This window comes from Desulfoluna spongiiphila (genome assembly GCF_900101345.1).
In the GTDB taxonomy this organism is placed as follows: domain Bacteria; phylum Desulfobacterota; class Desulfobacteria; order Desulfobacterales; family Desulfolunaceae; genus Desulfoluna; species Desulfoluna spongiiphila.
This window is the reverse complement of record NZ_FMUX01000028.1, coordinates 1-19597: the sequence shown is the minus strand read 5'-3', so window position 1 is coordinate 19597 and position 19597 is coordinate 1. Positions and strand designations below refer to the sequence as shown.

The following is a 19597-nucleotide window of genomic DNA, read 5'->3' as shown; positions in this document are numbered from 1 at the left end:
GTGATCCACGCTGCCGGGTCCGATGCCTATGATGTAGAGGACGCCATTGCCAGCGCCGCCGTCACATTTTTCCCCTTCACCTTGGGCACAACAAGGGGCCCCATGTTTGCACTCTGAATCGCTGCTGCTTCGCATACACTCACCGTTCCTACGTGTTTTAAAGCGGCCGCCGAGGGTGTCACCACCCCTTCGGTGCCGCTGAGTTGGTCCTTGGTATAAAATGAGAGGGGCACCCCGAGTCGCTCGGCGGCCTTGAGTATCCCCTCTTCATCGGCTTTTACATCAATGGAAGCCACGGCCTTCAGGCACAGATGGGATAAATTCCCCGCCTCAAACGCCTTTCCCATGACCTCCAGGATCTCTTCCACATCGGTGCCCCGGTTGCACCCCACCCCAACGGTGACGCGCCGGGGCCGGATCACCAGGGCCCCCTCTTTTGCCGGGGCCGAAGAGCAGTCCACCACCACATCGGCAGCAGCCCGTTCACCGGCAGGGGCATAGGAATCCGCCATATCGGCATAGATCCCCATGGGGTCCCAGAGCAGGGGTTTTCTTTTTTCCAAAAGGGCCATGTTCACGGTTTTTATGGCTGACGGGTTTTCCACCACCAGCCCCCGTTCGGACACCACGCCGTCCACCGAAGGGATGCCGTGGGTGTCGGTGGCCGTGGTGATCACCGGCACCGCGCCCACAGCCGCTGCCGCCTCTTCCGCCAATCGGTTCGCCCCGCCGATGTGGCCGGAGACCAGGCTCACGGCAAAGCGCCCCGCCTCGTCCATGACCACCACCGCCGGGTCCTGGGCCTTGCTCTTCAAAAGGGGCGCGATCATCCGCACCACGATGCCCGCGGCCATGATGAACACATGGCCGTCCGCCCCGTGGAACCCGCCTGCGATCCCTTCCCGAAGGGACGGCACAATGCGTGCCTTGGGAAACCCGGATACCCAGGGTTTGTCCGGCAGGCACAGATCACCGCCCAGGGCTGCACAGAGCCTCTGGCCCTGGTGCGCGCCCCGTTCGGTTACGGCCCAGATTTTCAGTGTTCGTCTGTTCATCTTTTCCTCCGTGCAGGCCAGGAACGTATTCTTCACATTTAAGCCCGACGATGGGTGATACCCACGCTTTTATTTTGGTGCATGGAATGCACCCGACACATCACGGGCGAAGCCCGTAAGCGAATGTGATCGGCCTGAGGAACGAAGGCCGGGAGCATTCGCAACCTGGGGTGCAGGGGATTTATCCCCTGCCCGCCGGAGGCATGCTCTTTACGCTTTTTCCACCCCGTCCCGGTATTCGTGGGTGAAGGTGGCATCGTAGAGTTTGGATTTGGCGGCGTTGTGGTCACCCACGCCTTTGCCCACGATGATAAGGGCGGTTTTTCGGATGCCTTCGTTTTTCATGGTCTCGGGCAGTTTGCCGATGGTGGTGTAGATAATCCTCTCATCGGGCTGGCTCACGCGGTAGGCCACGGCGCAGGTGGACTCTTCGCCGTAGTGTGCGCTCAGCTGTTTGGAGACTTTTTCCGCCAGGGCGCTGGAGAGGTAGATGGCCATGGAGGCGCCGTGGGAGGCCAGGGCGTCCAGGGTTTCTCCTTCGGGCACGGGAGTGCGGCCTTCGGCGCGGGTAAGGATCAGGGTCTGGGTCACCTCGGGGAGGGTGTACTCCATCTTCATGGCGGCTGCGGCCCCGAAGGCTGCGGTGACGCCGGGGATGACGGTGTAGGGCACGCCCAGCTTGTCCAGGTCGCGCATCTGCTCGTCGATGGCGCCGTACAGAGAGGGATCGCCGGTGTGAAGACGCACCACTTTTTTGCCGGCACGATGGCCTTCGGCCATTTTCTCCACCATCCCGTCCAGGTCCATGGAGGCGCTGCTCAGGCACTCACAGCCCTCACGGGTCCAGACCAGGAGCTCTTCCGGGACGAGGGAACCGGCAAAGATCACGAGGTCGGCCTCTTCGAGGCTTCGCTTGCCCTTGACGGTAATGAGTTCGGGATCTCCGGGGCCGGCCCCGGTAAATGTGATGGGGTATCTTACGTCTGTCATCAACCTTCTCCTCGTATTCCGGTGACGATAAAGACCGGATTGGTTCCTTTAAGCATCATGTCCCAGGCCACGGTGGTGGAAACGCTGGCGGTGAGGTGAAACACCTCCACGCCGAACCCTTCGTCTTCAAGGGTAGTCACGGCGGTGCCGAGGCTCTGGAGAAGCACGGTGTTGACCACCATGCGTGCGTTATCTCCCATGCGGTCGGAAGCCATGCGGATGATGGCGTCAAGGTCTTTGCCGCCCCCTCCGATGAAGACCACGTCCGGGTCGGGAAGATCTCGTGCGGCATCGGGAAGGGCTCCTTCCGTCACCGTCATGTTCAGCGCGCCGAAGCGCCGGATATTGGCCTGGATGTCGGCCACGCGTTCGGGTTTTTGCTCCACGGCGCAGACCTTATTCACAAACCGGGAGGCTTCAATGGAGACCGAGCCGCTGCCCGCCCCCAGGTCCCAGAGCACCTGATGGCTTTTGAGGCCCAGCTTGGCAAGGGTCACGGCCCGTACTTCGGGTTTGGTGATCATGCCGCGCTGGTGGGCAAAGGACTCACTGGGCATGCCCAGGCCGATGGGAAGGGGGGGCTCCGCAAGGGCAGCCCCTAAGATCACCATCATGTTGGGTCCGGTAAAGGATCTGCCTGCCGTGAGCTCCAGGGTGGACTCGGTGTGTTTCTCTTCCGGGGTGCCCATGGCCTCAAAGACATGGCAGGCGCGGGCCGTCACCCCCTGTTCCAGGAGCCAGGCGGCCACGGTATCGGGGCTGTTTTTCGGATCGGTGAACAGCGCGGTTTTTTCATGGGACAAGAGGGCCTTCAGGGTCTCTGCTGTGGCCCCGCGTCCGTGGAGGCTCACCACCCCTGCGTCGTGCCAGGAGAGCCCGAGCCGTGAAAAGGCCCCGGCAACGGCCGAAACGTTGGGGATCACCCGGACGGCTTTAGAACCGAACCGTTTGGTCACCAGCGATCCGATGCCGTAGTACAAGGGGTCACCGGAGGCGAGGATCACCACCTTGCGGCCTTCCGCCACCTTGCCTTCCAGGCGGTCCAGAACCACAGACATCTTGCCTTCGATGACCATTTTTTCTGCGGATGTATCGGGAAAGGCACCCAGGTGCCGCTTTCCCCCCACGATCACGTCGGCGTCTGAAAGGATTGCCAAAGACGACGGGGAAAGGTCCTTCTCCGACAGGCCGAAGCCCATGACTGTGATGGTTTGGTTCATACCGGCTCCTTACGGCTGTCACTTGCCACGTTTCCATCAAAATCGAAGATAAGGCATCGGGTCTTGATGCCCTCCCCGGCAAACCGGGCCGCAGAGGCGGCTGCCAGCTCGCCCACACGATCGATCACCTCGGGGCAGGGCCCGGCAAGGTAGGTAAAGGCCTCCCGGGCGGTGTTGGAGTGGGCCACTTTGTCCACCAGTTCGGCGTCGTCCACCATCTCTTCCACCAGATCGGCCAGGAATCGAAGGTTCAGGTCGGACTTGGCCGCGTGGGTATGGGGAATGCCCGCGGCCATTTTCACGGCCTTGCCGAAAAAGACGGCCAGGATGACATCCATAACCTGCGCCCCTGCCGTCTCCATGGAGCTTTTGAAAAAATCACCGATCTGCACAAAACAGGTCTCGGAAAACTCAGGGAACACCCCCATGGCGAAACGCTCGCTGCGGCGCCCGGTGGTGCAGACCACACTGTGGGCTCCCATGGCCTTGGCCACTTTGATGGACGAACGCACCGTGGCTTCGTAGGCTTCGTGGGACAGGGGTCGCTCAATGCCCGTGGTGCCAAGGATGGAGATTCCCCCTTCAATACCGAGACGGCTGTTCAGGGTTTTTTCAGCCATCACCTCCCCTTCGGGGACAAAAATCTCGATGACCAAAGGATCCAGGTCACCGGTCTCGGCCCTCAGGGTATCCACGACCCCGCGAATCATCTTCACCGGGCCAGGGTTGATGGCCGCTTCCCCCACCGGGACCTCCAGGCCGGGACGGGTGACCCGGCCCACCCCCTGGCCCCCTATAAGGACAAAGGACTCCCCTCCTGCATCGTCCCGCCACACCCGTGCACCGATGATGGCGTTTCGGGTGATGTCCGGGTCGTCGCCGCCGTCTTTCATGACGGTACACACCGCTGTTTCCCCTTCCATGCTGCAGGAGACCAGGGGAATGTCCACATGCCCCTCGCTTAGAAAGGGAATGCGAACCTTATCCGGGCAACCTCCGGTAAAAAGAAGGCTCAGCGCCCCCTTCACGGCCGCTGCCGCCGCCGTGCCCGTGGTAAACCCGCTTCGTAATGTTCGTTTTTTTGCCATATCAGAAAACCTTACAGGTCTGTATTACGGAACAAGGCAATAGTAGAGCACCCCTGCCGCCATCAGCGAGAAAATCCTCAGGAACTGGCCGATAAGAAGAATCTGGGTCCCCATGACCGGGGAGAAGATGCCTGCGTACCGGGGCAGCTGATGCCTGACGGCCCGAATGGGAAAGGCGATGATGTTGCCGATGAGAAGGGCCAGAGCCGTCTGTTTGACGGTGAGAACCCCTGCATCAAGCAAAGCGCCTGCCGCGGCAAACCCGGAGGAGAACTCGGCGGTAAAGCCCAGCACCACCACGGAGAGGGATTCCACGGGCATGATCCTGGAGACGGCAAGGTGTGCCAGGGCCTCATTCATGAAGTCGAAAAAGCCCAGGCGATGCACGAAAAAGACCGCAACGTAGATGGGAATCACCCAGGTGATGATGGTGGACACCCGTTTGGGAAAGCGTTTTCGGATGCCCTCCGTCACGGCCTGCCAGCCTTTGGCCGAAGGCTCTTTGCCCTCCACCTCTGCACCCCCTTCCTTTTCGCCGTCCAGTGTCACATGGCCCAGGGCCAGGAGAAACACGCTGCGAAGGAGAAGGGCCGTAAAGGTAAGGCCGAAGTAAACCAGGCCAGCCTTGCCCACCAGGGGAATCACAATAAAAAAGGTGGTGGGCAGGTGGAGAAAATAGGCCGGGAACTGGTTGAGGAAATTGGCCATGAAGAGCTGCCTGCGGCTGATGCTGCCATCTTTGTAAAAGCCGTAGAGCATGGAGTTCGACGCCACCCCCGACACAAAGGCCGTGGTAAACGCCGCGCTGCAGCGATCACCCAGGCCGGCGAAGCGGAAGAGCGGCCCCGCCACTTTGGCGAGGTAGCGCGTCCAACCGGTGGACTCGATAATCTGACCGGCGATGAGCCCCAGGGAAATAAAGCAGATAAGGCGCAGCAAGGGCTTGCAGACGCGGGTCACCACCACGTGGGGGGTAACCCCGTCCATCCAGAAATGACCTGCTGCGATCATGGCTGCCGTTACGCCCAGGGAGACCGCCAGCGTCTTACCGCTGCCTTTTCCCTTGCGATTTCCGGCCATTTCAGTTTGCCAGTCCGTTCTTCTGCTTGGCAATGATCAGGGTCCAGTAATCGGGCTTGACCTCCCTGAGGTCCCCGACATTCCAGATGATCTCTTCGCCTTCCCGACCGCACTTTTTGATGGCGCAGCTGTGCTCCATCAGGCCACTGTCGGACAGGGCGTCGGCGATGTCGTCGACGTTTTTGTAGGCCTTAAGGAGAACCACGTTCTCAGAGGTCGCGGCGACCCTGCGGACGTGCTCGCCGCCATAGGCTCCGGAGGTGATGACAAGGGATTCTTCGGCTTCCACAAGGGGGGTGTTGATGCGGGCTGCGGCGGCCTGGAAGGAGGTGATCCCGGGGATGGTTACCACGGGGCACTCCGCATGATCGGCTTTCATGTACTGGAGGATGTATCCGAAGGTGGAGTACGTCAGGGGGTCGCCCAGGGTGAGGAATGCGGCGTTTTTGCCGGTGTTCAGGACCTCTGCGATACGGTCGGCATTCTCTTTCCACGCCTTGGTGGTCACGCCCTGCTCACTGGTCATGGGGAAGGGGAGGATCTCCACCGTGACATTTTCCGGAAGGTGGGGCCTGGCGATCTCCACTGCCAGGCTGAAGCTGTTTTTCGATGAGGATGCCGTAAAGATGACATCCACGTCTTGCATTGCCTTGACGGCTTTCATGGTGATGAGGTCGGGCTCTCCCGGACCTACGCCAATGCCAAAAAGCGTGCCTCTGTTCTCAGACATAACAAACTACCTCGGTATCCGCTTGCTGTTCAAGCGGTCGATTGGGGCCGATTTTCCACAAGAACCCTGGAAAACCGACTGTTTTAAAGCGGCACCGTGCCGCATCTCTCATCATAGCAGGGTTGACGGTTGACAGAAACGCCCCTTTCAGCGCTGCACGCAGCATCCAACTCCTCCTGTCCGCTTTGATGAAAGCGTCTATCACACAATCGGCGTCGTCGCATCCGCACATGCCGATGAAAATCCATGATCGTCCCGCCCGGCGCGGCGGGACGTTTTCATTTCACCTGGTTGGGGCATGACCGAAGTGATCGACACAGATATTTTGCGTCTATTCAACACCATGTGGCCTCCGGAGACTCTGCCGGGGGCCACGGGTTGGCCTATCTGGCGGCTGCCATGATGGCCAGTGCATTCACTGCCGCGGCGGCCACGTTGGAGCCGCCTTTGCGTCCTATGTTCGTGATGAACGGGACGCCCGGGGTTTCCAGGAGCTCGGCCTTGGACTCGGCCGCGTTCACAAACCCCACGGGAAAGCCCACGATGAGGGCGGGCTTGATGCGCCCTTCCCGCACCAGCTCCAGCAGACGAAGCAGGGCTGTGGGGGCGTTACCCACGGCGTAGATGGCCCCGTCAAGCTGATCTGCCACGGCGTCCACGGCCGCTTTGGACCGGGTGATGCCATTGGTTTTGGCGGTGGCTGCCACCACAGGGTCGGCCACAAGGCAGGTCACGCTTCCCCCGAAGGAGCCCACCTCCATTTTACGGATCCCGGAAAGGGCCATGTTGGTGTCGGTAAAGATGGGTTTTCCCCCGCGAATGGCGGCAATGCCGCTTTCGATGGCTTCGGGGTGAAACCGAAGGCTGTCGACGTACTCAAAATCGGCGCTGGTGTGGATCACGCGGCGGGCGATGGGCCACTCCGCATCGGAGAACCCGTGGTCGCCCGCTTCTTCTCCAATCATCTTGAAGCTCAGGTCTTCAATTTCCTGGGGTTTCATCGTTTCGTTGACTCCTTATACGCGTTGCAGCGGGCCACGAACGCCTCCCCCACCCCGGCAGAGCTTCCGAAGTGAAGGTGGACGTAACTGCCCAGTGTGTTGCCCTTGACATACCCCTCATCGGGAAGGGTGCGATCGATACGTGGGGTCACCCGGTAGATCCGGTCTTCCGGCGGCTCCCCCACGGGTTTGGAATAGTGAAACTCATGGCCGCGAACGGTGGTGCCGGAGGGGCCGAGGAGGGAGGATTCTTTGAGGGTAATCTCCCGGTACCCCAGGGCGCAGCGTTTCTCCTGCATGCGGGTCTCTAAGGGAAGACAGCCGGTCATCTCCCAGCGGGTCCCGTCAAAATCGGTGATGGCCTCGGAGAGGTACATGAGCCCGCCGCACTCGCCGTAGACAGGCATGCCGGAATCGGCTGCGGCTTTGACGGCCCTTCGCATGGCGGTGTTTCCGCTCAGGGCCTCGGCAAAGAGCTCGGGATAACCTCCGCCAAAATAGAGGCCGCAGACTCCTTCGGGGAGGGATTCATCCTCGGTCGGGGAAAAATAGGCCAGGGTGGCCCCGGCCTTTTCAAGGGTCTCCAGGTTGTCCGGGTAGTAGAAACAGAAGGCACTGTCCATGGCCACGCCGATTTTAACGCTTTGCGTTTTTTCGCGAGTCTGCCCCTCGGGTTCCCGGCGGAACAGGTGAAGTTCACCGGCCCGTTCAAGGAGCAGGTCCAGATTGATATGGGCCTCCACGGTGTCGGCCAGGTGATCCGTCTCGGTGCCGGAGAGGATGTGTTCTTCATCGGTGACAAGGCCTAAATGGCGCTCGGGGATCCTCAAGGCTTCGTCCCGGGGAATCCCGCCCAGGCAGGGCAGGTCGCTGTGCACCGAAAGGGCCTCGGTGAGGTAATTGAGATGGCTCTTGCTGCCGATGTTGTTAAAGACCACGCCAAGGAAATTGAGCTCGGGGTCGAAGTTCTCAAACCCGGTGACCAGGGCGGCTGCGCTTCGGGCCATGCTGGCGGCGTTGACCACCAGGATCACGGGAAGCCCGATCCATTTGGCCATCTGGGCCGATGAACCGGCCTCGTCGGTGCCGGAAAAGCCGTCAAAAAGCCCCATGACCCCTTCCACCACGGCCAGGTCCGCCTGGTCCATGGAGCGGGAAAAGGCCTCTCGGCAATACTCCCGGCTGAGCATCCAGCCGTCCAGATTCCGGGAAGGGCGCCCCGTAACCCGCCGATGGTGGCCGGGATCGATGTAATCCGGGCCCACCTTAAAGGGTGCCACCTCAAATCCGCGCCGTTTCAGCGCCGCCATGATCCCCAGGGAGAGGGTGGTCTTGCCGCTGCCGCTGGAGGTGCCGCCGATGAGAAACCCCGTCTTGCTGTGAGTCGCCTTACTGCCCATGCACTGTCAGTCCTTCTGTGGTCGGTTCAAAGAGGGTGGGGTAAAGAATCTGCCCGATGCGCCGTGCGCCCTTCAAAAGCGCGGGCGTGGGCCGGGAGACCAGGGCTTCGTCCACAAAATGGATCTCGCCCTCGCGCACGGCCCGGATCAAGGAAAAGCCCGGTTCGTTTTTGATCTCCTCACGGGTGACGCGGTTCATGCGTCCCTGCTGGACCAGGTAGATATCGATGGTCGGCCCCTTGGCAAGGAGGCGCTCCTTGCCGTAGATGGCGATGTTGCTGCCCTTGGAGGGCACGGCGTCTTCGGCAACGTTTATGCCCCCGGCTAGTTCCAGGGCCCAGGCCGCCATGGACCCCTTGGAAAAGGTGCGGAGCTTGCCGTGCATGGCCTCAAAAAACACCGTCCGCTTTGCGGCCAGCCCTTGGGTGAGGTCCCTGATGCGGCGCGTCTCGTTTTCAAATGTCGACACCAGGGACCGGGCCTCGTCTTCATGGCCGCTGAGCAGGCCCAGGGCCACCCAGTAGTCCATCATCTCGTCCACGGTTCCGGGTTGAAGGGAGATCACGGTGATTCCCCTTGCTTTGAGGCTTGCCACCAGCCTGCCGTATCCCCGCTCGATCATGGGACGAATCAGCACCAGATCTGGCCGGGCGGCAAGGAACCGCTCTGTGCCGTCGTGGTAGGAAAACCGGGGAAGATCTTCTGCCCCGTCGCTTTTGGACGCGCCGATGAGGACGTCACCGGCCCCCATGGCCAGCAGGTTGTCGGTGTGGGCGCTGTACAGGGAGATGATTCGTGAAAAGGGCGCATCAAAGGTCACCACTTGCCCTGCGGCGTCGGTGATCTGCGCGGCACCCGCCACAGCGCCTGATCCGCCCAGCAGGCAAAGGCAAAAAAGAGTCAGGAGGCATCGTTTAATCATGGAACCCTCCGGCGTTGAAGAGCACCTGACGGCTCCGGGTGGTCTCGTCTTCCATGACGCGCGCCCTCACCCCGAACACCTCCCGAAGGATCTCCGGCGTCAGGGTCTCTTCCACGGAGCCCGACACGGCCACGCGGCCCTCTTTTAAAAAGAGGAAACGGTCACAGAAGAGCGCGGCGGTGTTGATGTCCTGAAAGACCCCCACGGCGCATCTGTTTTCCCGTTTTACCTTCTCGCGCACCACGGAAAGAAGGCTCAAGGTGTGTTTCATGTCCAGGTTGCTGGTGGCCTCATCCAGGATCAGCACCGGGGTGTCCTGGGCCAGGGCCCGGGCAAACAGGGTCCTTTGGCGCTCTCCCCCGCTCACCTCGGTGACGGGACGGTCGGCCAGGTGGTGGATATCGGCCACGGCCATGGCCTCTTCGGCCAGCCTGAAATCGTTTTCCGACGGGGAGCCGAACCGGTCGATGTGGGGGTGCCTGCCCATCATCACCACGTCCCTTACGGAAAAAGCAAAACGTACGTCGTGGCTCTGGGACACCACCGCCACCTGCCGGGCCACCTTGCGGGCCGACAGCTTTCGCACAGGGGCCCCGAAAAGAGAGGTTGTCCCCGCGTCGGGGTCCAGTTGCCCGGCCAGGATCTCAACCAGGGTGCTCTTCCCCACCCCGTTGGGTCCCAGGATGGCGTGGAACATGCCTCTCTCGAAGCAGGCGTCGATGCCTTTAAGCACCTCGCGCCTGCCGCGCATAAATGAAATACCTTCCATGCGGAGTACGCTGTCAGCCATCTTATGCGCCTCCTCCCATGCGGCTCTTCCGAAAGATCACGCAGAACACCGGCCCCCCGATGAGGGCCGTCAGCACCCCGATGGGCACTTCGTAGGGCAGCACCGCCCGGGTGACGGTGTCGGCAAAAAGAAGGAGAACGGCCCCGATGACAAGGGTGGCCGGCAAGAGCTTGCGCGCATCGGGCCCGGTGACGAACCGCACCATGTGCGGCACCAGCAGGCCCACAAAACCGATGATACCGGAGACCGCAACGCAAACAGCCGCCACAAGAGAGGCGGCCACCAGAAGGATAAAAACCGTCTTTGAGGTATCCACCCCGAGGCTGCGGGCGCTCTTTTCCCCCAAGGCCAGAAGGTTGAGGTCCCGGGCGTAAAACAGAAACAGGAGAAACCCGGCAGCGGCCACGCCGGAGAGAACCGCGGCATCCCGCCAGGTGGCGGCAGCAAAGCTGCCCATGAGCCAGAAGATGATGACGGAGACCTGCTCGTCGGCCAGGTACTTCATGAAGCTTAAGCCCGCCGAGAGGATGGCCGACACCATGATGCCCGAAAGGATAAGGTTGGACGAATCGATGCCGCAGCGCAGCAGGCGTCCGGATGGGGAGGCCATGGCGATGACGATAAAAAGGGTGAGGATGGCGCCCCCAAAGGCAAACAGAGGGACAGAAAGGAGGGTCTTGCCCATGCCGAAAAGAAGGGCCACGGCCGCGCCGAAGGCAGCCCCTGAGGAGACGCCCAGGGTGTAGGGATCGGCCAGGGGATTGAGCAGGATGTTCTGGTAGACGGCACCGGCCACGGCAAGGCCCGCCCCGGCGGCGGCGGCCGTTAAAATACGCGGAAGCCTCACTTCCCACACCATCACGCGGGCCGTTTCAGCGGCCGTGGTCTGCCCTTCGGTGCCGGTGACCCCGTGCCAGAGGGCACTGAGCACCTCCCCGAAGGAGAACTCCACAAAGCCCATGCGGGCCGAGAGAAGCACCGCCCCGAAAAGCAGCGCGCACAGACACAACAACCCTCCCGGGCCTTTCACCAAGGCAAGGGACGGTCGCGATTTACTCATCGGCTCTGTGGCGATGGTCATGGGGGCCTTCCATCAACGTTCGGGTAAAATCCAAAAAGTTGGTCCCCGGCAGCACCGCCGGAGACCATAGTAAACCATACTCTATTTAGTGGCCTTTATGAACCGTCACCGCATCCACGGCATGCTTGGCGTAGATCTTGGCCCACTCGGGGTTCTCGCCCAGGCCTTTGAGTTCGCAGGTCACCTTGACGCCCATCTTCTCCATGACGGTCTTCCAGGCGTCGTCTTCGTCACCGGCCATGTCGTTTCTGGCATGGTCGCCGGCAACCACCATAAAGGGCTTCATGAACACCTTTTTGGCTTTCATGTGCTTCAAAGCGAAGGTCACTTCATCAAGGCTGGGATACCCTTCGACGGTGCCGACGAGGGTCGTGACCTCGGGGTACATGGCGTTCATGGCCTTCTGGAATTCGATGTACGCGCTGCTGGGGAACACCTCATTGCCGTGGCCCATGTAGACCAGGACGGCACCCATTTTTTGGGCTTTTTTCACATCCCCGGCAAGGGTCTCAGCGGCTTTTTCGATGTCTGCGTGGTACTCGGGATGCACCCCGGCTTTGCCAAGGGCAGGACGGCCCAGGGTCATGAAAGAGAAGGGCTTCCACTTGGCGCGAAGGGTATCGATACCCGCCACGGCGTCCACATAGGCTTTGAGATCGAGGTACTCTTCCCCGGCATACACATGGGTGGTCTGCACGACCACGCGCTTTTTGCCCTCTTCCTGAAGGGCGCCGAAGGTGGCCAGGGGTCCTTTGACCTCATACAGCCACTCGGGAACGCTGCGGTTGGCTTTTTTCCAGGCGGCGTCGCCTGCGCGCTCATGCCAGATGCCCCGGATGATATTGGAGGTAAAGGCGTGCTTGATCTCTGCCTTGGGGAACTCTTTTCTCATCTCTTTGTCGATGGTGAGAATGGCTTCAAGGGCTTCAGGGTAGCTGGTGCCGAAGCTTGCGATAACCACCGCATCCACCGCCTTTTTCTGGGTGGCGGCGGTGGCCGGATTTACGCCCAGCAGGGACAGCAATGAAACAATCAAAATCAGAAGGGTCGTTTTTTTCATCGTTTTACAATCTCCGTACGTAACAGGTGTATTAATTGATTATGACATCTCGGGAGTTCAACCGATCGACCAGATGGGAACGCTGCCTCCTTTCAAGGCGAGCCGTCCCTTCTCGTACCCTGCCATGCGGCAGTGTATCGAGGTAAACCCTTTGGATATCATTCGCCACCATGCCCAATGGATGTCCCCCTCTCCGTCCAGGGGAGAGACCACGGCCACCTTGTCCACATCAAATGCAACATGGCCGCCCTTAAGCAGGTCATCCGGGGCAACGCCTTCGGGGAGCTGCCCCTGCACACACAGGATCATGCCTTTTTTCATCATCGGCTCCTTCGTAAACAGATCATTTAATTGAAGGACCGGAGTTCGGCGGATTACCTACCCAGCCCCTTCCGGCCCGACCATCTCCGAAAAAGGGCTGTTCCCTGTTTTACTTCGCCCTTTTCATCACGCCGATCCCCCTGTTCTCCGCAGGAGCGCTTTTTATGCAGCGAACCGCACAAAAAGCAACGCGTCTTATGCCGGGCAGGTCTTCTGACTCCCGGGCCTTCCGCACGGCGCACCTTCCCGCCCTGGTTGCCGCCGGCCTGAAAAGGAGGGCCGTCAGCGGGCAGTGGCTTTTTGGTGAGGGGTACCTCCCTCACCCGTGCCGTACGGTTCCCGGTTACAGCGGCGGGACCGTTCCCGATTTTCACGGGATTCCCTTCCTGCGTGTATACAAGACCCCGTTACGGGGACCCGGTCACGTACTCAGCCGAAAATCCGCCGCCATGGACAGGACGAATTATCGGGTTTTAAAACAAAAAAATCCCCATGCCTGCAATCGTATGCAAGCATGGGGATTCCGTATTCAATCCTCATAGTCGGGCGCACCCTTTACCACGGCAGCGCGCCACTTCTATATGATCCTTTCCCCGTGTTCCGGCAGCCTTGTTTCTTCAGGCCACCCCTCTCACCACGGTGGAGATAAGACGAAACCATCTGACAACGGGACATCATATAGCGCATGGCAGGTCTTCTGACTTCCGGATCATCCGTTTCTTCGCGCCTTCCCCTCGTTGTTTGAGCCGATGACTCCTGGCGTATCAAGAAAGTGGCGTTGTTGCGAAGAACGTCCCCGGTTACAGCGGCGGGCCCGTCTCCGATTCTCACGGAGTTCCCTATTAAGCATTAGCTGCACCAAGCATAGGATGTGATCCTAAGCCACACTTTTCCGGTTGTCAAGGCAATCTAAAGCCTGCGCCCCATTCCCTGCCCGGCGGGCATCCCTTTAAAAATCCGCACCATGACACCGGACAGGGAACATACGGGCGCATCCGCTGCGAGAGCAGGTTATTCAGCCAACCCGTCGGCACGTTTGACAGCCCGGATGCCGGAAAACTTGAAGACAAACAGGGCCAGTAAAACCACGGCGGTTCCGACACCAACCACGGTGGATGTTCCGATGGCAAGGCCAAATCCGATCTTGGCCTGGAGGATAAAGGTGACCACCACGGCGGTCATAAAGGTCGCCGGCAGGCAGGCGATCCAGTAATTTTTCATCTCCCGGGCAAGGAACACGGCGGCCGACCAGAGCACCAGGGTAGCCAGGGCCTGGTTGGAGAACCCGAAATATCGCCAGATGATGCCGAAGTTCTGCTTGGAGATAATAAAGCCCAGGACAAACAGAGGCACCGCGATCATCAGGCGCTTGGCCGTCTGGGACTGGCTGACCTTAAAGGATTCGGCCAGGATCAGTCGGGTGCTTCGGAAGGCGGTGTCCCCGCTGGTGATGGGCAGCACGATGACCCCGATGACCGCCAGGAAGCCGCCCACGGGCCCCAGGAGGGCGTTGGAAACTTCAGAGACAACGGCTGAGGGAGTCCCCGCCGCGATCACGGCGTTAAGGGCTTCCGGAGACTTGTAGAAGGAGAGTCCCACGGTGGCCCAGATCAGGGCGATTATCCCTTCAAGGATCATGGCGCCGTAGAACACAGCGCGGCCGTCTTTTTCGTTTTTGACGCACCGGGCCATAAGGGGGGACTGGGTGGAGTGGAACCCGCTGATGGCACCGCAGGAGAGGGTGATGAAAAGCAGGGGCCAGATGGGCTTGTTGGCAGGATGCGCACTGGTGGTCACATCCAGGTTGGGCAGGATCTCATAGCCGCCAAGCATCAGGGCAACCACGGTGGCCACGGTGGTGATGAGCAGAAGTGCGCCCAAAAGGGGGTAGATCTTCCCGATGACCTTGTCGATGGGAAGAATGGTGGCAAGGAAATAGTAGCCGAAAATAGCAAAGATAAAAATCTGGGTATTCACACCGGTGAGCCCGGTGAGGAGCTTGGCAGGTGCCAGCACAAAAATAACACCCACCAGCATGAGAAGCACGACGGAAAAAACGCGCATGGCCTGTCGGGCAGGCATGCCGAGAAAATCCCCCACCACCTCGGGGATGCTGCCCCCGCGGTTTCGAATGGAGAGCATGCCGGAGAAGTAGTCGTGGACGGCTCCGGCGAAAATACAGCCGATGACGATCCAGACCAGAGCCACCGGGCCGTAGAGGGCCCCCAGGATGGGGCCGAAGATGGGCCCGATTCCCGCGATATCCAGAACCTGAATAAACAGCACCTTCCATTTGGGAAGGGGCATGTAGTCCACCCCGTCCTCAAGCTCGTAGGCGGGGGTCCTTCGGGAACTGTCCGGCCCGAATGTTTTTTCCACAAAGGTACCGTAGGTAAAGTACCCGAGAATCAGTGCAGCAACGCACGCAAAAAAAATCAGCATAGTAAAATAACCTCCATGACAAAACGCATTGATCGCCCCCTTGGGCGGTTCCTCTTTTACACACCGGTTTTATCGGAAAATGGGGGCCACGGGCCATGCCTCAAAAGAGTCATGTCGTTTTTCAAGGATGGAATGCACCAGCAATGGGCTGAAACGCCAGGGCAGCCCCGAAAACACCGGGGCCACCTGATAAAGTGGGGGTCAGGGACGCACGGAAGGGTGCTTTCTGGGGATGGAAAAAGAGACCTCTGTACCCCGGCCCTGGACACTTTCGATGGCCATGCGGCAGGAGGGGCCATAGATTCGTTGAAGCCGGTGGATGGTGTTACGCACCCCGATGCCTTCACCGGCCGCGGCCAGCTCCTCGGGGTTGTAAAGGCGGGACACCGTCTCGTCGGACATCCCCACGCCGTCATCGGTCACCCGCACGGTAAGCAGCGTGGCGTCGCAATCGATGGACACGGTAACGGTGCCCCCCGTCTCCTGGGGCGTAATCCCGTGCTTGACGGCATTTTCCACCACAGGCTGGATCACCAGGGCGGGAATGGGCCAGTTGTCGCACCCCTCCCCCACGTGGAGCCGGTACGACACCCGATCGCCGAAGCGGGCCTGCTCGATGGCCAGGTAGGCCTCCACCTGCTCCAGCTCTTCCCGCACGGTGATATACCCCTTGCTCTGGTCAAGGTTCCTGCGCATGTAGTTGGACAGGTCCAGGATCAGCTCCCGGGCCCGGTCGGGCCGGGTCCGGCAGAAGCTTGCGATGGTGTTCAGGGAGTTAAAGAGAAAATGTGGATTGATCTGGGCCTGGAGCCGCCTGATCTCCGCATAGGCCAGCATGCGGGCCTGGATCTGGATATCTTCGAGTTCCAGCTGGGTGGAAAAGAGCACGGCAAGCCCCCGGGCGGTCTGAAAATGGACCTTATCCAGGGGCTTTTCCCGGGTTCCGTAAAACTTCAGGGTCCCCACAATGTCCGCCCCCTTTTTCAAAGGAACGATGATGCCGTGATGAAACGGGCAGCCGTGGTGCGGGCAGGCGATCTCCCGCCGTGTGTGCCGGAACAGGGGCAACCCGTCGTCCAGCACCATGCCGGTGGCGGCGGTGCGTATGGGTTCCCCGGCGATGTGGTGGTCTGCCCCCGCCCCCATGTGGGCCAGTACATGGGTGGTGTCGGTGATGGCCACCGCCGCCACATCCACCTGCCGAAAGATGATCTCGGCCGTCTTTTTGGCAGAGCCCGCCCCCAGACCCGCCCGGAGGTACCCCACGGTAAGGTTGGCGATCTCCAGGATCTGCTGCACCTGACGGGACTCCCGCCGCTCACGCTCCCGAAAGAGCCCTTTGATCAATTCCACAAAAAAGGCGGCCCCCACGGAGTTCACCAGGATCATGGGCACGGCGATGAGTTGAACCAGGGCCACCGCCTCCGGAAAAGGCTTGGCAAACAGCAGCACCAGCCCCATGTGCATGGACTCTCCGGCCACCCCGAGCCCGAAGGCCACCTTCCAGTTCATCACCCGCGAGCCGTACCACCCGGCCAAAAGCCCTGCGGTTACCCCTTCCAGAAGGGTCGCCGTGGCGCACGGCGCCGAGGAAAATCCCCCGATGTCGATGAGGAACCGATGCCCTCCCGCGATGATCCCGGCCCCTACCCCCACCCAGGGCCCGCCAAAGAGCCCGCCGGTCACCACGGCCATGGCCCGCAGGTTGGCGAAGGCGTCGTGTACCGGATCGAACCCGTAATTGCCCAGGATGGCAAACAGGCCGAAAAAGCAGGTCAGTACGGCCTTCTCCACCCAGGGATGTTTCCCGAGGAAGGTCTTGCCCGCAGCCCCCATGTTCAGGATAAGAAAGGCCGCGGCCACGGTCAGGCCCAGGTGCTCGATAAGGGAAATCAAAAGATGGGTGATGGATACGTCCACGATGCAAGGCACTCCGATTGTTCTGGTTCCATGGTTCCACACAGGGGGAGAAAAAATCCCCCTTCTCTCCCGTGCACGGTAAACCGTCCGGGCCCAGGCGGCCAGGCATTCATCGGGGATGGTCGATTTTCGAGGATGCGGGGGCTTTTCGGCAGGCTGGGATGCAGGAAACTCAGAGGCCCAGGTTCTCTTTCAGGCCCTTGACCCGGTTTCGGCTCACCACCACTTCGCTGGCTGCGGAATCGTCCATTACGAGGAGGTACTTGCCGTTGTACCAGCTTGTGACCTCCCGAATGTGCTTCAGGTGCACAAGGCTCGCCCGATGGACGCGGTAAAAGGGGTAGCCTGCCACCAGCTCTTCAAGGCGGTCCAGGGTGGAAGCGCCGTGGGAGATGTAGTCGCCGCCGTGGGTAAAGACACGCACCCGTTTTTCTTCCGCCCTGCAGAAAAGCACCTCATCGGGATCCAAAAGGAGAAGTCGCCCCTGGCTCTCCACCGAAAGACGAACCACATGGGGCTGCCTGGGCCCCAGGGCTTCAAGGAGCCTTGTGACCTCATCGTTCGAGGCCCCGGACTCCGCCTCCAGGCGCTCCCGGGCACGCCCGACCCCTTTGGCCACGCGTTTCAGGGAAAAGGGTTTCAGGATGTAGTCCACAGCCTGCTCCTCGAAGGCTTTCACCGCATACTGATCGTAGGCTGTGCAGAAGATAAACAAAGGAGCCTTGTGCAGGTCGCTGCAGGCCTCAATGACGTGAAACCCCGTGTGGCCCGGCATGTTGATGTCCAAAAAGACCAGGTCGGGCTTCAAGGAACCGATCTTTTCCACCGCCTCTTTGGCGGAGTTGGCCGATCCCACCACCACCACATCCGGCAACCCGGATAAGAGAAAAGCCAGCTCGTCCACAGCAGGCTGCTCATCGTCCACCACCAGACATCGAATCTCCATACACCCCTCCCCTGTCATCCCCCTTGAGATACCGTCCCTGCACCTATATACACACCCCAAAGGCAACACGTCAAACAGAGCCCGCACCCGGATCCCCACAAAAAAGCGGGCAATCGCCAGGCGACTCCCCGCTTCCTGATGCAGGACACACCGCGCGCAAGACAGGCTCCCTTCAGACGTCTTCCAGCCCCCTGTTCATGCGCCCCTGGCCGTACCCTTCCAGGTCAGCGGCCACATGGAGATAGCCTGCCCGCCTCACCCCGGACACCACCTGCGCCATCATCGACTCGGTAAAAAGCCGTGCCAGGTCCTCCCGGGAGAACTCAATCCGTGCCACGTCCCCGTGGTGCCTCACCCGAAACTGCTGAAACCCCAGATCATCCAGGGTCGCCTCGGCGGCCTCCACCATGGCCAGCGCTTCCCGCGTAATGGGCTCACCGTAGGGAATGCGGGTTGCCAGGCAGCTCATGGCCGGCTTGCGGGCCACGGACAGCCCCAGTTCCTCGGCCAACTCCCGGATCTCTGCCTTAAACAGGCCCGCATCCACCATGGGCGCACCGATACCGAGTTCTTCGGCGGCCTTCAGGCCGGGGCGGTAGTCCCCTAAATCATCGCAATTCACCCCATGCACTACATTGCTCACCCCAAGGGCTCTCACCTCATTACTCATTCGCATGAACATACGACGTTTACAGAAATAACAACGCCTGGGCGTATTCTCAAGAAAGTCCTTATCCTCCATCATGCCGGGATCATAAAGGATATGCCGAACCCCCAACGTCGCGGCGCAGGCTTTGGCTGCTTCGATTTCCCGTCGTGCATGGACAGGGGAGACCGATGTCACCGCCACAACGTTCTCTCCGAGGGTATCTACAGCAGCCTTCAAAAGAAGGGTACTGTCCACCCCCCCTGAAAACGCTACCGCGAGAGAATCATAGAGTTTCAAGCGAGTTAAAAGAGATTCATACTTCAATGCACTGGATTTCACGGGCGTCCCGACTCCACCAAAATGGTTTACAATTGTTTACAATTTTTATATACATGAGCGTTAACAAGTAGAAAATAACCAGTTGGCATCATATTATAAATAATTGAGATTTTCAAAGGTGATCACATGGCAAAGGAAACCGTAAAAAGCTCAACCGATGCGTCCAAGGAGGGCGCTGCCAAGGAGGAGTCTCCAAAGAAGAAGAACACAGCAACGGCAGAAAAGACCACCACCAAGAAAGCTCCCAAGTCTAAAAAAGCCGTTAAAAAAGCAGCTGCTACCAAGAAGAAAAAAGAAGAAAAAGCGTTGAAGGCTGAAACCTCAACCGCCAAAAAGACCACCGCAAAAAGCACTGAAAAAAAAGACGGTGCCGCTGAGACAAAGAAGACCGTCGCCAAAAAGGCACCGGCAAAAAAAGATGATGCCAAGGCCAAGGCCGCTGCACAAAAAAAAGCCGATGAGGAGGCGAAGAAAAAAGCCGAAGAGAAAGCCCGCCTGAAAGCTGAGGAAGAGGCAAAGAAAAAGGCCAAAGAGGAAGCCCGCATCAAAGCCGAGGAAGAGGC

The 19597-nt window shown here is 60.0% G+C and carries 18 protein-coding genes and 2 riboswitches; of the genes, 1 reads left to right on the top strand and 17 read right to left on the bottom strand.

The genetic code is table 11. The features are described from left to right. Positions 1 to 26: 26 nt before the first annotated feature. From BLQ12_RS24600 to larE, 17 genes are all read right to left on the bottom strand, one after another. Positions 27 to 1055 (bottom strand): cobalt-precorrin 5A hydrolase, encoded by a 1029-nt coding sequence (locus BLQ12_RS24600; protein ID WP_092215256.1) that lies wholly within the window; start codon positions 1053 to 1055, stop codon positions 27 to 29. A 210-nt stretch (positions 1056 to 1265) separates the two neighbouring features. Further along, on the bottom strand, positions 1266 to 2045 hold the full coding sequence (cobM, locus tag BLQ12_RS24595; protein ID WP_092215254.1) for a precorrin-4 C(11)-methyltransferase: 780 nt from the start codon (positions 2043 to 2045) through the stop codon (positions 1266 to 1268). Then, entirely contained in the window at positions 2045 to 3265 is a 1221-nt protein-coding gene (gene cbiE / locus BLQ12_RS24590; protein WP_092215252.1) for a precorrin-6y C5,15-methyltransferase (decarboxylating) subunit CbiE, read from the bottom strand. Before cbiE ends, cobM begins: the two co-directional genes overlap by 1 nt. Beyond that, the gene (gene cbiD, locus BLQ12_RS24585; protein ID WP_092215250.1) at positions 3262 to 4353 is read right to left on the bottom strand and encodes a cobalt-precorrin-5B (C(1))-methyltransferase CbiD; all 1092 of its coding nucleotides are present in this window, start codon (positions 4351 to 4353) and stop codon (positions 3262 to 3264) included. Before cbiD ends, cbiE begins: the two co-directional genes overlap by 4 nt. Positions 4354 to 4377: 24 nt before the next feature. Then, positions 4378 to 5433: a nucleoside recognition protein gene (locus BLQ12_RS24580; protein ID WP_092215248.1), complete on the bottom strand. Its 1056-nt coding sequence runs from the start codon at positions 5431 to 5433 to the stop codon at positions 4378 to 4380. Position 5434: 1 nt separating this feature from the next. Beyond that, positions 5435 to 6163, bottom strand: coding sequence for a precorrin-2 C(20)-methyltransferase (gene cobI / locus BLQ12_RS24575; protein ID WP_092215246.1), 729 nt, complete (start codon positions 6161 to 6163; stop codon positions 5435 to 5437). 383 nt (positions 6164 to 6546) lie between these two features. Beyond that, positions 6547 to 7164 carry a precorrin-8X methylmutase gene (locus tag BLQ12_RS24565; RefSeq protein WP_092215242.1) on the bottom strand — a complete coding sequence of 206 codons (618 nt, stop codon included), beginning with the start codon at positions 7162 to 7164 and terminating at the stop codon, positions 6547 to 6549. Next, positions 7161 to 8564 carry a cobyrinic acid a,c-diamide synthase CobB gene (locus BLQ12_RS24560; protein ID WP_092215240.1) on the bottom strand — a complete coding sequence of 468 codons (1404 nt, stop codon included), beginning with the start codon at positions 8562 to 8564 and terminating at the stop codon, positions 7161 to 7163. The genes BLQ12_RS24565 and BLQ12_RS24560 overlap by 4 nt, the downstream gene beginning before the upstream one ends. Next, positions 8554 to 9486: an ABC transporter substrate-binding protein gene (locus BLQ12_RS24555; RefSeq protein ID WP_217640402.1), complete on the bottom strand. Its 933-nt coding sequence runs from the start codon at positions 9484 to 9486 to the stop codon at positions 8554 to 8556. Before BLQ12_RS24555 ends, BLQ12_RS24560 begins: the two co-directional genes overlap by 11 nt. Further along, the gene (locus tag BLQ12_RS24550) at positions 9479 to 10276 is read right to left on the bottom strand and encodes an ABC transporter ATP-binding protein (RefSeq protein ID WP_092215238.1); all 798 of its coding nucleotides are present in this window, start codon (positions 10274 to 10276) and stop codon (positions 9479 to 9481) included. The genes BLQ12_RS24555 and BLQ12_RS24550 overlap by 8 nt, the downstream gene beginning before the upstream one ends. A gap of 1 nt (position 10277) precedes the next feature. After that, on the bottom strand, positions 10278 to 11357 hold the full coding sequence (locus BLQ12_RS24545; protein ID WP_254782111.1) for a FecCD family ABC transporter permease: 1080 nt from the start codon (positions 11355 to 11357) through the stop codon (positions 10278 to 10280). A gap of 85 nt (positions 11358 to 11442) precedes the next feature. Further along, positions 11443 to 12417, bottom strand: a complete 975-nt coding sequence (locus tag BLQ12_RS24540; protein ID WP_092215236.1) for a sirohydrochlorin cobaltochelatase — start codon at positions 12415 to 12417, stop codon at positions 11443 to 11445. Between the two features lie 57 nt (positions 12418 to 12474). Beyond that, positions 12475 to 12741: a hypothetical protein gene (locus BLQ12_RS24535; RefSeq protein WP_139164102.1), complete on the bottom strand. Its 267-nt coding sequence runs from the start codon at positions 12739 to 12741 to the stop codon at positions 12475 to 12477. A 183-nt stretch (positions 12742 to 12924) separates the two neighbouring features. Then, positions 12925 to 13174: riboswitch (cobalamin riboswitch) on the bottom strand. Positions 13175 to 13408: 234 nt separating this feature from the next. Continuing rightward, positions 13409 to 13616, bottom strand: a riboswitch (cobalamin riboswitch). Between the two features lie 133 nt (positions 13617 to 13749). Beyond that, positions 13750 to 15180, bottom strand: coding sequence for a carbon starvation CstA family protein (locus BLQ12_RS24530; protein ID WP_092215231.1), 1431 nt, complete (start codon positions 15178 to 15180; stop codon positions 13750 to 13752). 201 nt (positions 15181 to 15381) lie between these two features. Beyond that, entirely contained in the window at positions 15382 to 17100 is a 1719-nt protein-coding gene (locus BLQ12_RS24525; RefSeq protein ID WP_217640401.1) for a LytS/YhcK type 5TM receptor domain-containing protein, read from the bottom strand. 172 nt (positions 17101 to 17272) lie between these two features. Beyond that, positions 17273 to 18046 carry a LytR/AlgR family response regulator transcription factor gene (locus BLQ12_RS24520; protein ID WP_092215229.1) on the bottom strand — a complete coding sequence of 258 codons (774 nt, stop codon included), beginning with the start codon at positions 18044 to 18046 and terminating at the stop codon, positions 17273 to 17275. Between the two features lie 172 nt (positions 18047 to 18218). Further along, positions 18219 to 19034, bottom strand: coding sequence for an ATP-dependent sacrificial sulfur transferase LarE (gene larE / locus BLQ12_RS24515; RefSeq protein WP_092215227.1), 816 nt, complete (start codon positions 19032 to 19034; stop codon positions 18219 to 18221). Between the two features lie 126 nt (positions 19035 to 19160). On the opposite strand from larE, the gene BLQ12_RS24510 reads away from it, so the two are divergent. Beyond that, a partial coding sequence (locus tag BLQ12_RS24510) for a hypothetical protein (RefSeq protein WP_217640400.1) occupies positions 19161 to 19597 on the top strand: 437 nt, incomplete at its 3' end.

Excerpts from the sequence above, each read along its gene's own strand:
- cobM (WP_092215254.1), bottom strand. The coding sequence starts at position 2,045 with ATGACAGACGTAAGATACCCCATCACATTTACCGGGGCCGGCCCCGGA.
- BLQ12_RS24545 (WP_254782111.1), bottom strand. The coding sequence starts at position 11,357 with ATGACCATCGCCACAGAGCCGATGAGTAAATCGCGACCGTCCCTTGCC.
- BLQ12_RS24555 (WP_217640402.1), bottom strand. The coding sequence starts at position 9,486 with ATGATTAAACGATGCCTCCTGACTCTTTTTTGCCTTTGCCTGCTGGGC.
- BLQ12_RS24530 (WP_092215231.1), bottom strand. The coding sequence starts at position 15,180 with ATGCTGATTTTTTTTGCGTGCGTTGCTGCACTGATTCTCGGGTACTTT.
- BLQ12_RS24565 (WP_092215242.1), bottom strand. The coding sequence starts at position 7,164 with ATGAAACCCCAGGAAATTGAAGACCTGAGCTTCAAGATGATTGGAGAA.
- BLQ12_RS24540 (WP_092215236.1), bottom strand. The coding sequence starts at position 12,417 with ATGAAAAAAACGACCCTTCTGATTTTGATTGTTTCATTGCTGTCCCTG.
- BLQ12_RS24580 (WP_092215248.1), bottom strand. The coding sequence starts at position 5,433 with ATGGCCGGAAATCGCAAGGGAAAAGGCAGCGGTAAGACGCTGGCGGTC.
- BLQ12_RS24560 (WP_092215240.1), bottom strand. The coding sequence starts at position 8,564 with ATGGGCAGTAAGGCGACTCACAGCAAGACGGGGTTTCTCATCGGCGGC.
- BLQ12_RS24600 (WP_092215256.1), bottom strand. The coding sequence starts at position 1,055 with ATGAACAGACGAACACTGAAAATCTGGGCCGTAACCGAACGGGGCGCG.
- cobI (WP_092215246.1), bottom strand. The coding sequence starts at position 6,163 with ATGTCTGAGAACAGAGGCACGCTTTTTGGCATTGGCGTAGGTCCGGGA.
- BLQ12_RS24550 (WP_092215238.1), bottom strand. The coding sequence starts at position 10,276 with ATGGCTGACAGCGTACTCCGCATGGAAGGTATTTCATTTATGCGCGGC.
- cbiE (WP_092215252.1), bottom strand. The coding sequence starts at position 3,265 with ATGAACCAAACCATCACAGTCATGGGCTTCGGCCTGTCGGAGAAGGAC.
- BLQ12_RS24520 (WP_092215229.1), bottom strand. The coding sequence starts at position 18,046 with ATGGAGATTCGATGTCTGGTGGTGGACGATGAGCAGCCTGCTGTGGAC.
- cbiD (WP_092215250.1), bottom strand. The coding sequence starts at position 4,353 with ATGGCAAAAAAACGAACATTACGAAGCGGGTTTACCACGGGCACGGCG.
- BLQ12_RS24535 (WP_139164102.1), bottom strand. The coding sequence starts at position 12,741 with ATGATGAAAAAAGGCATGATCCTGTGTGTGCAGGGGCAGCTCCCCGAA.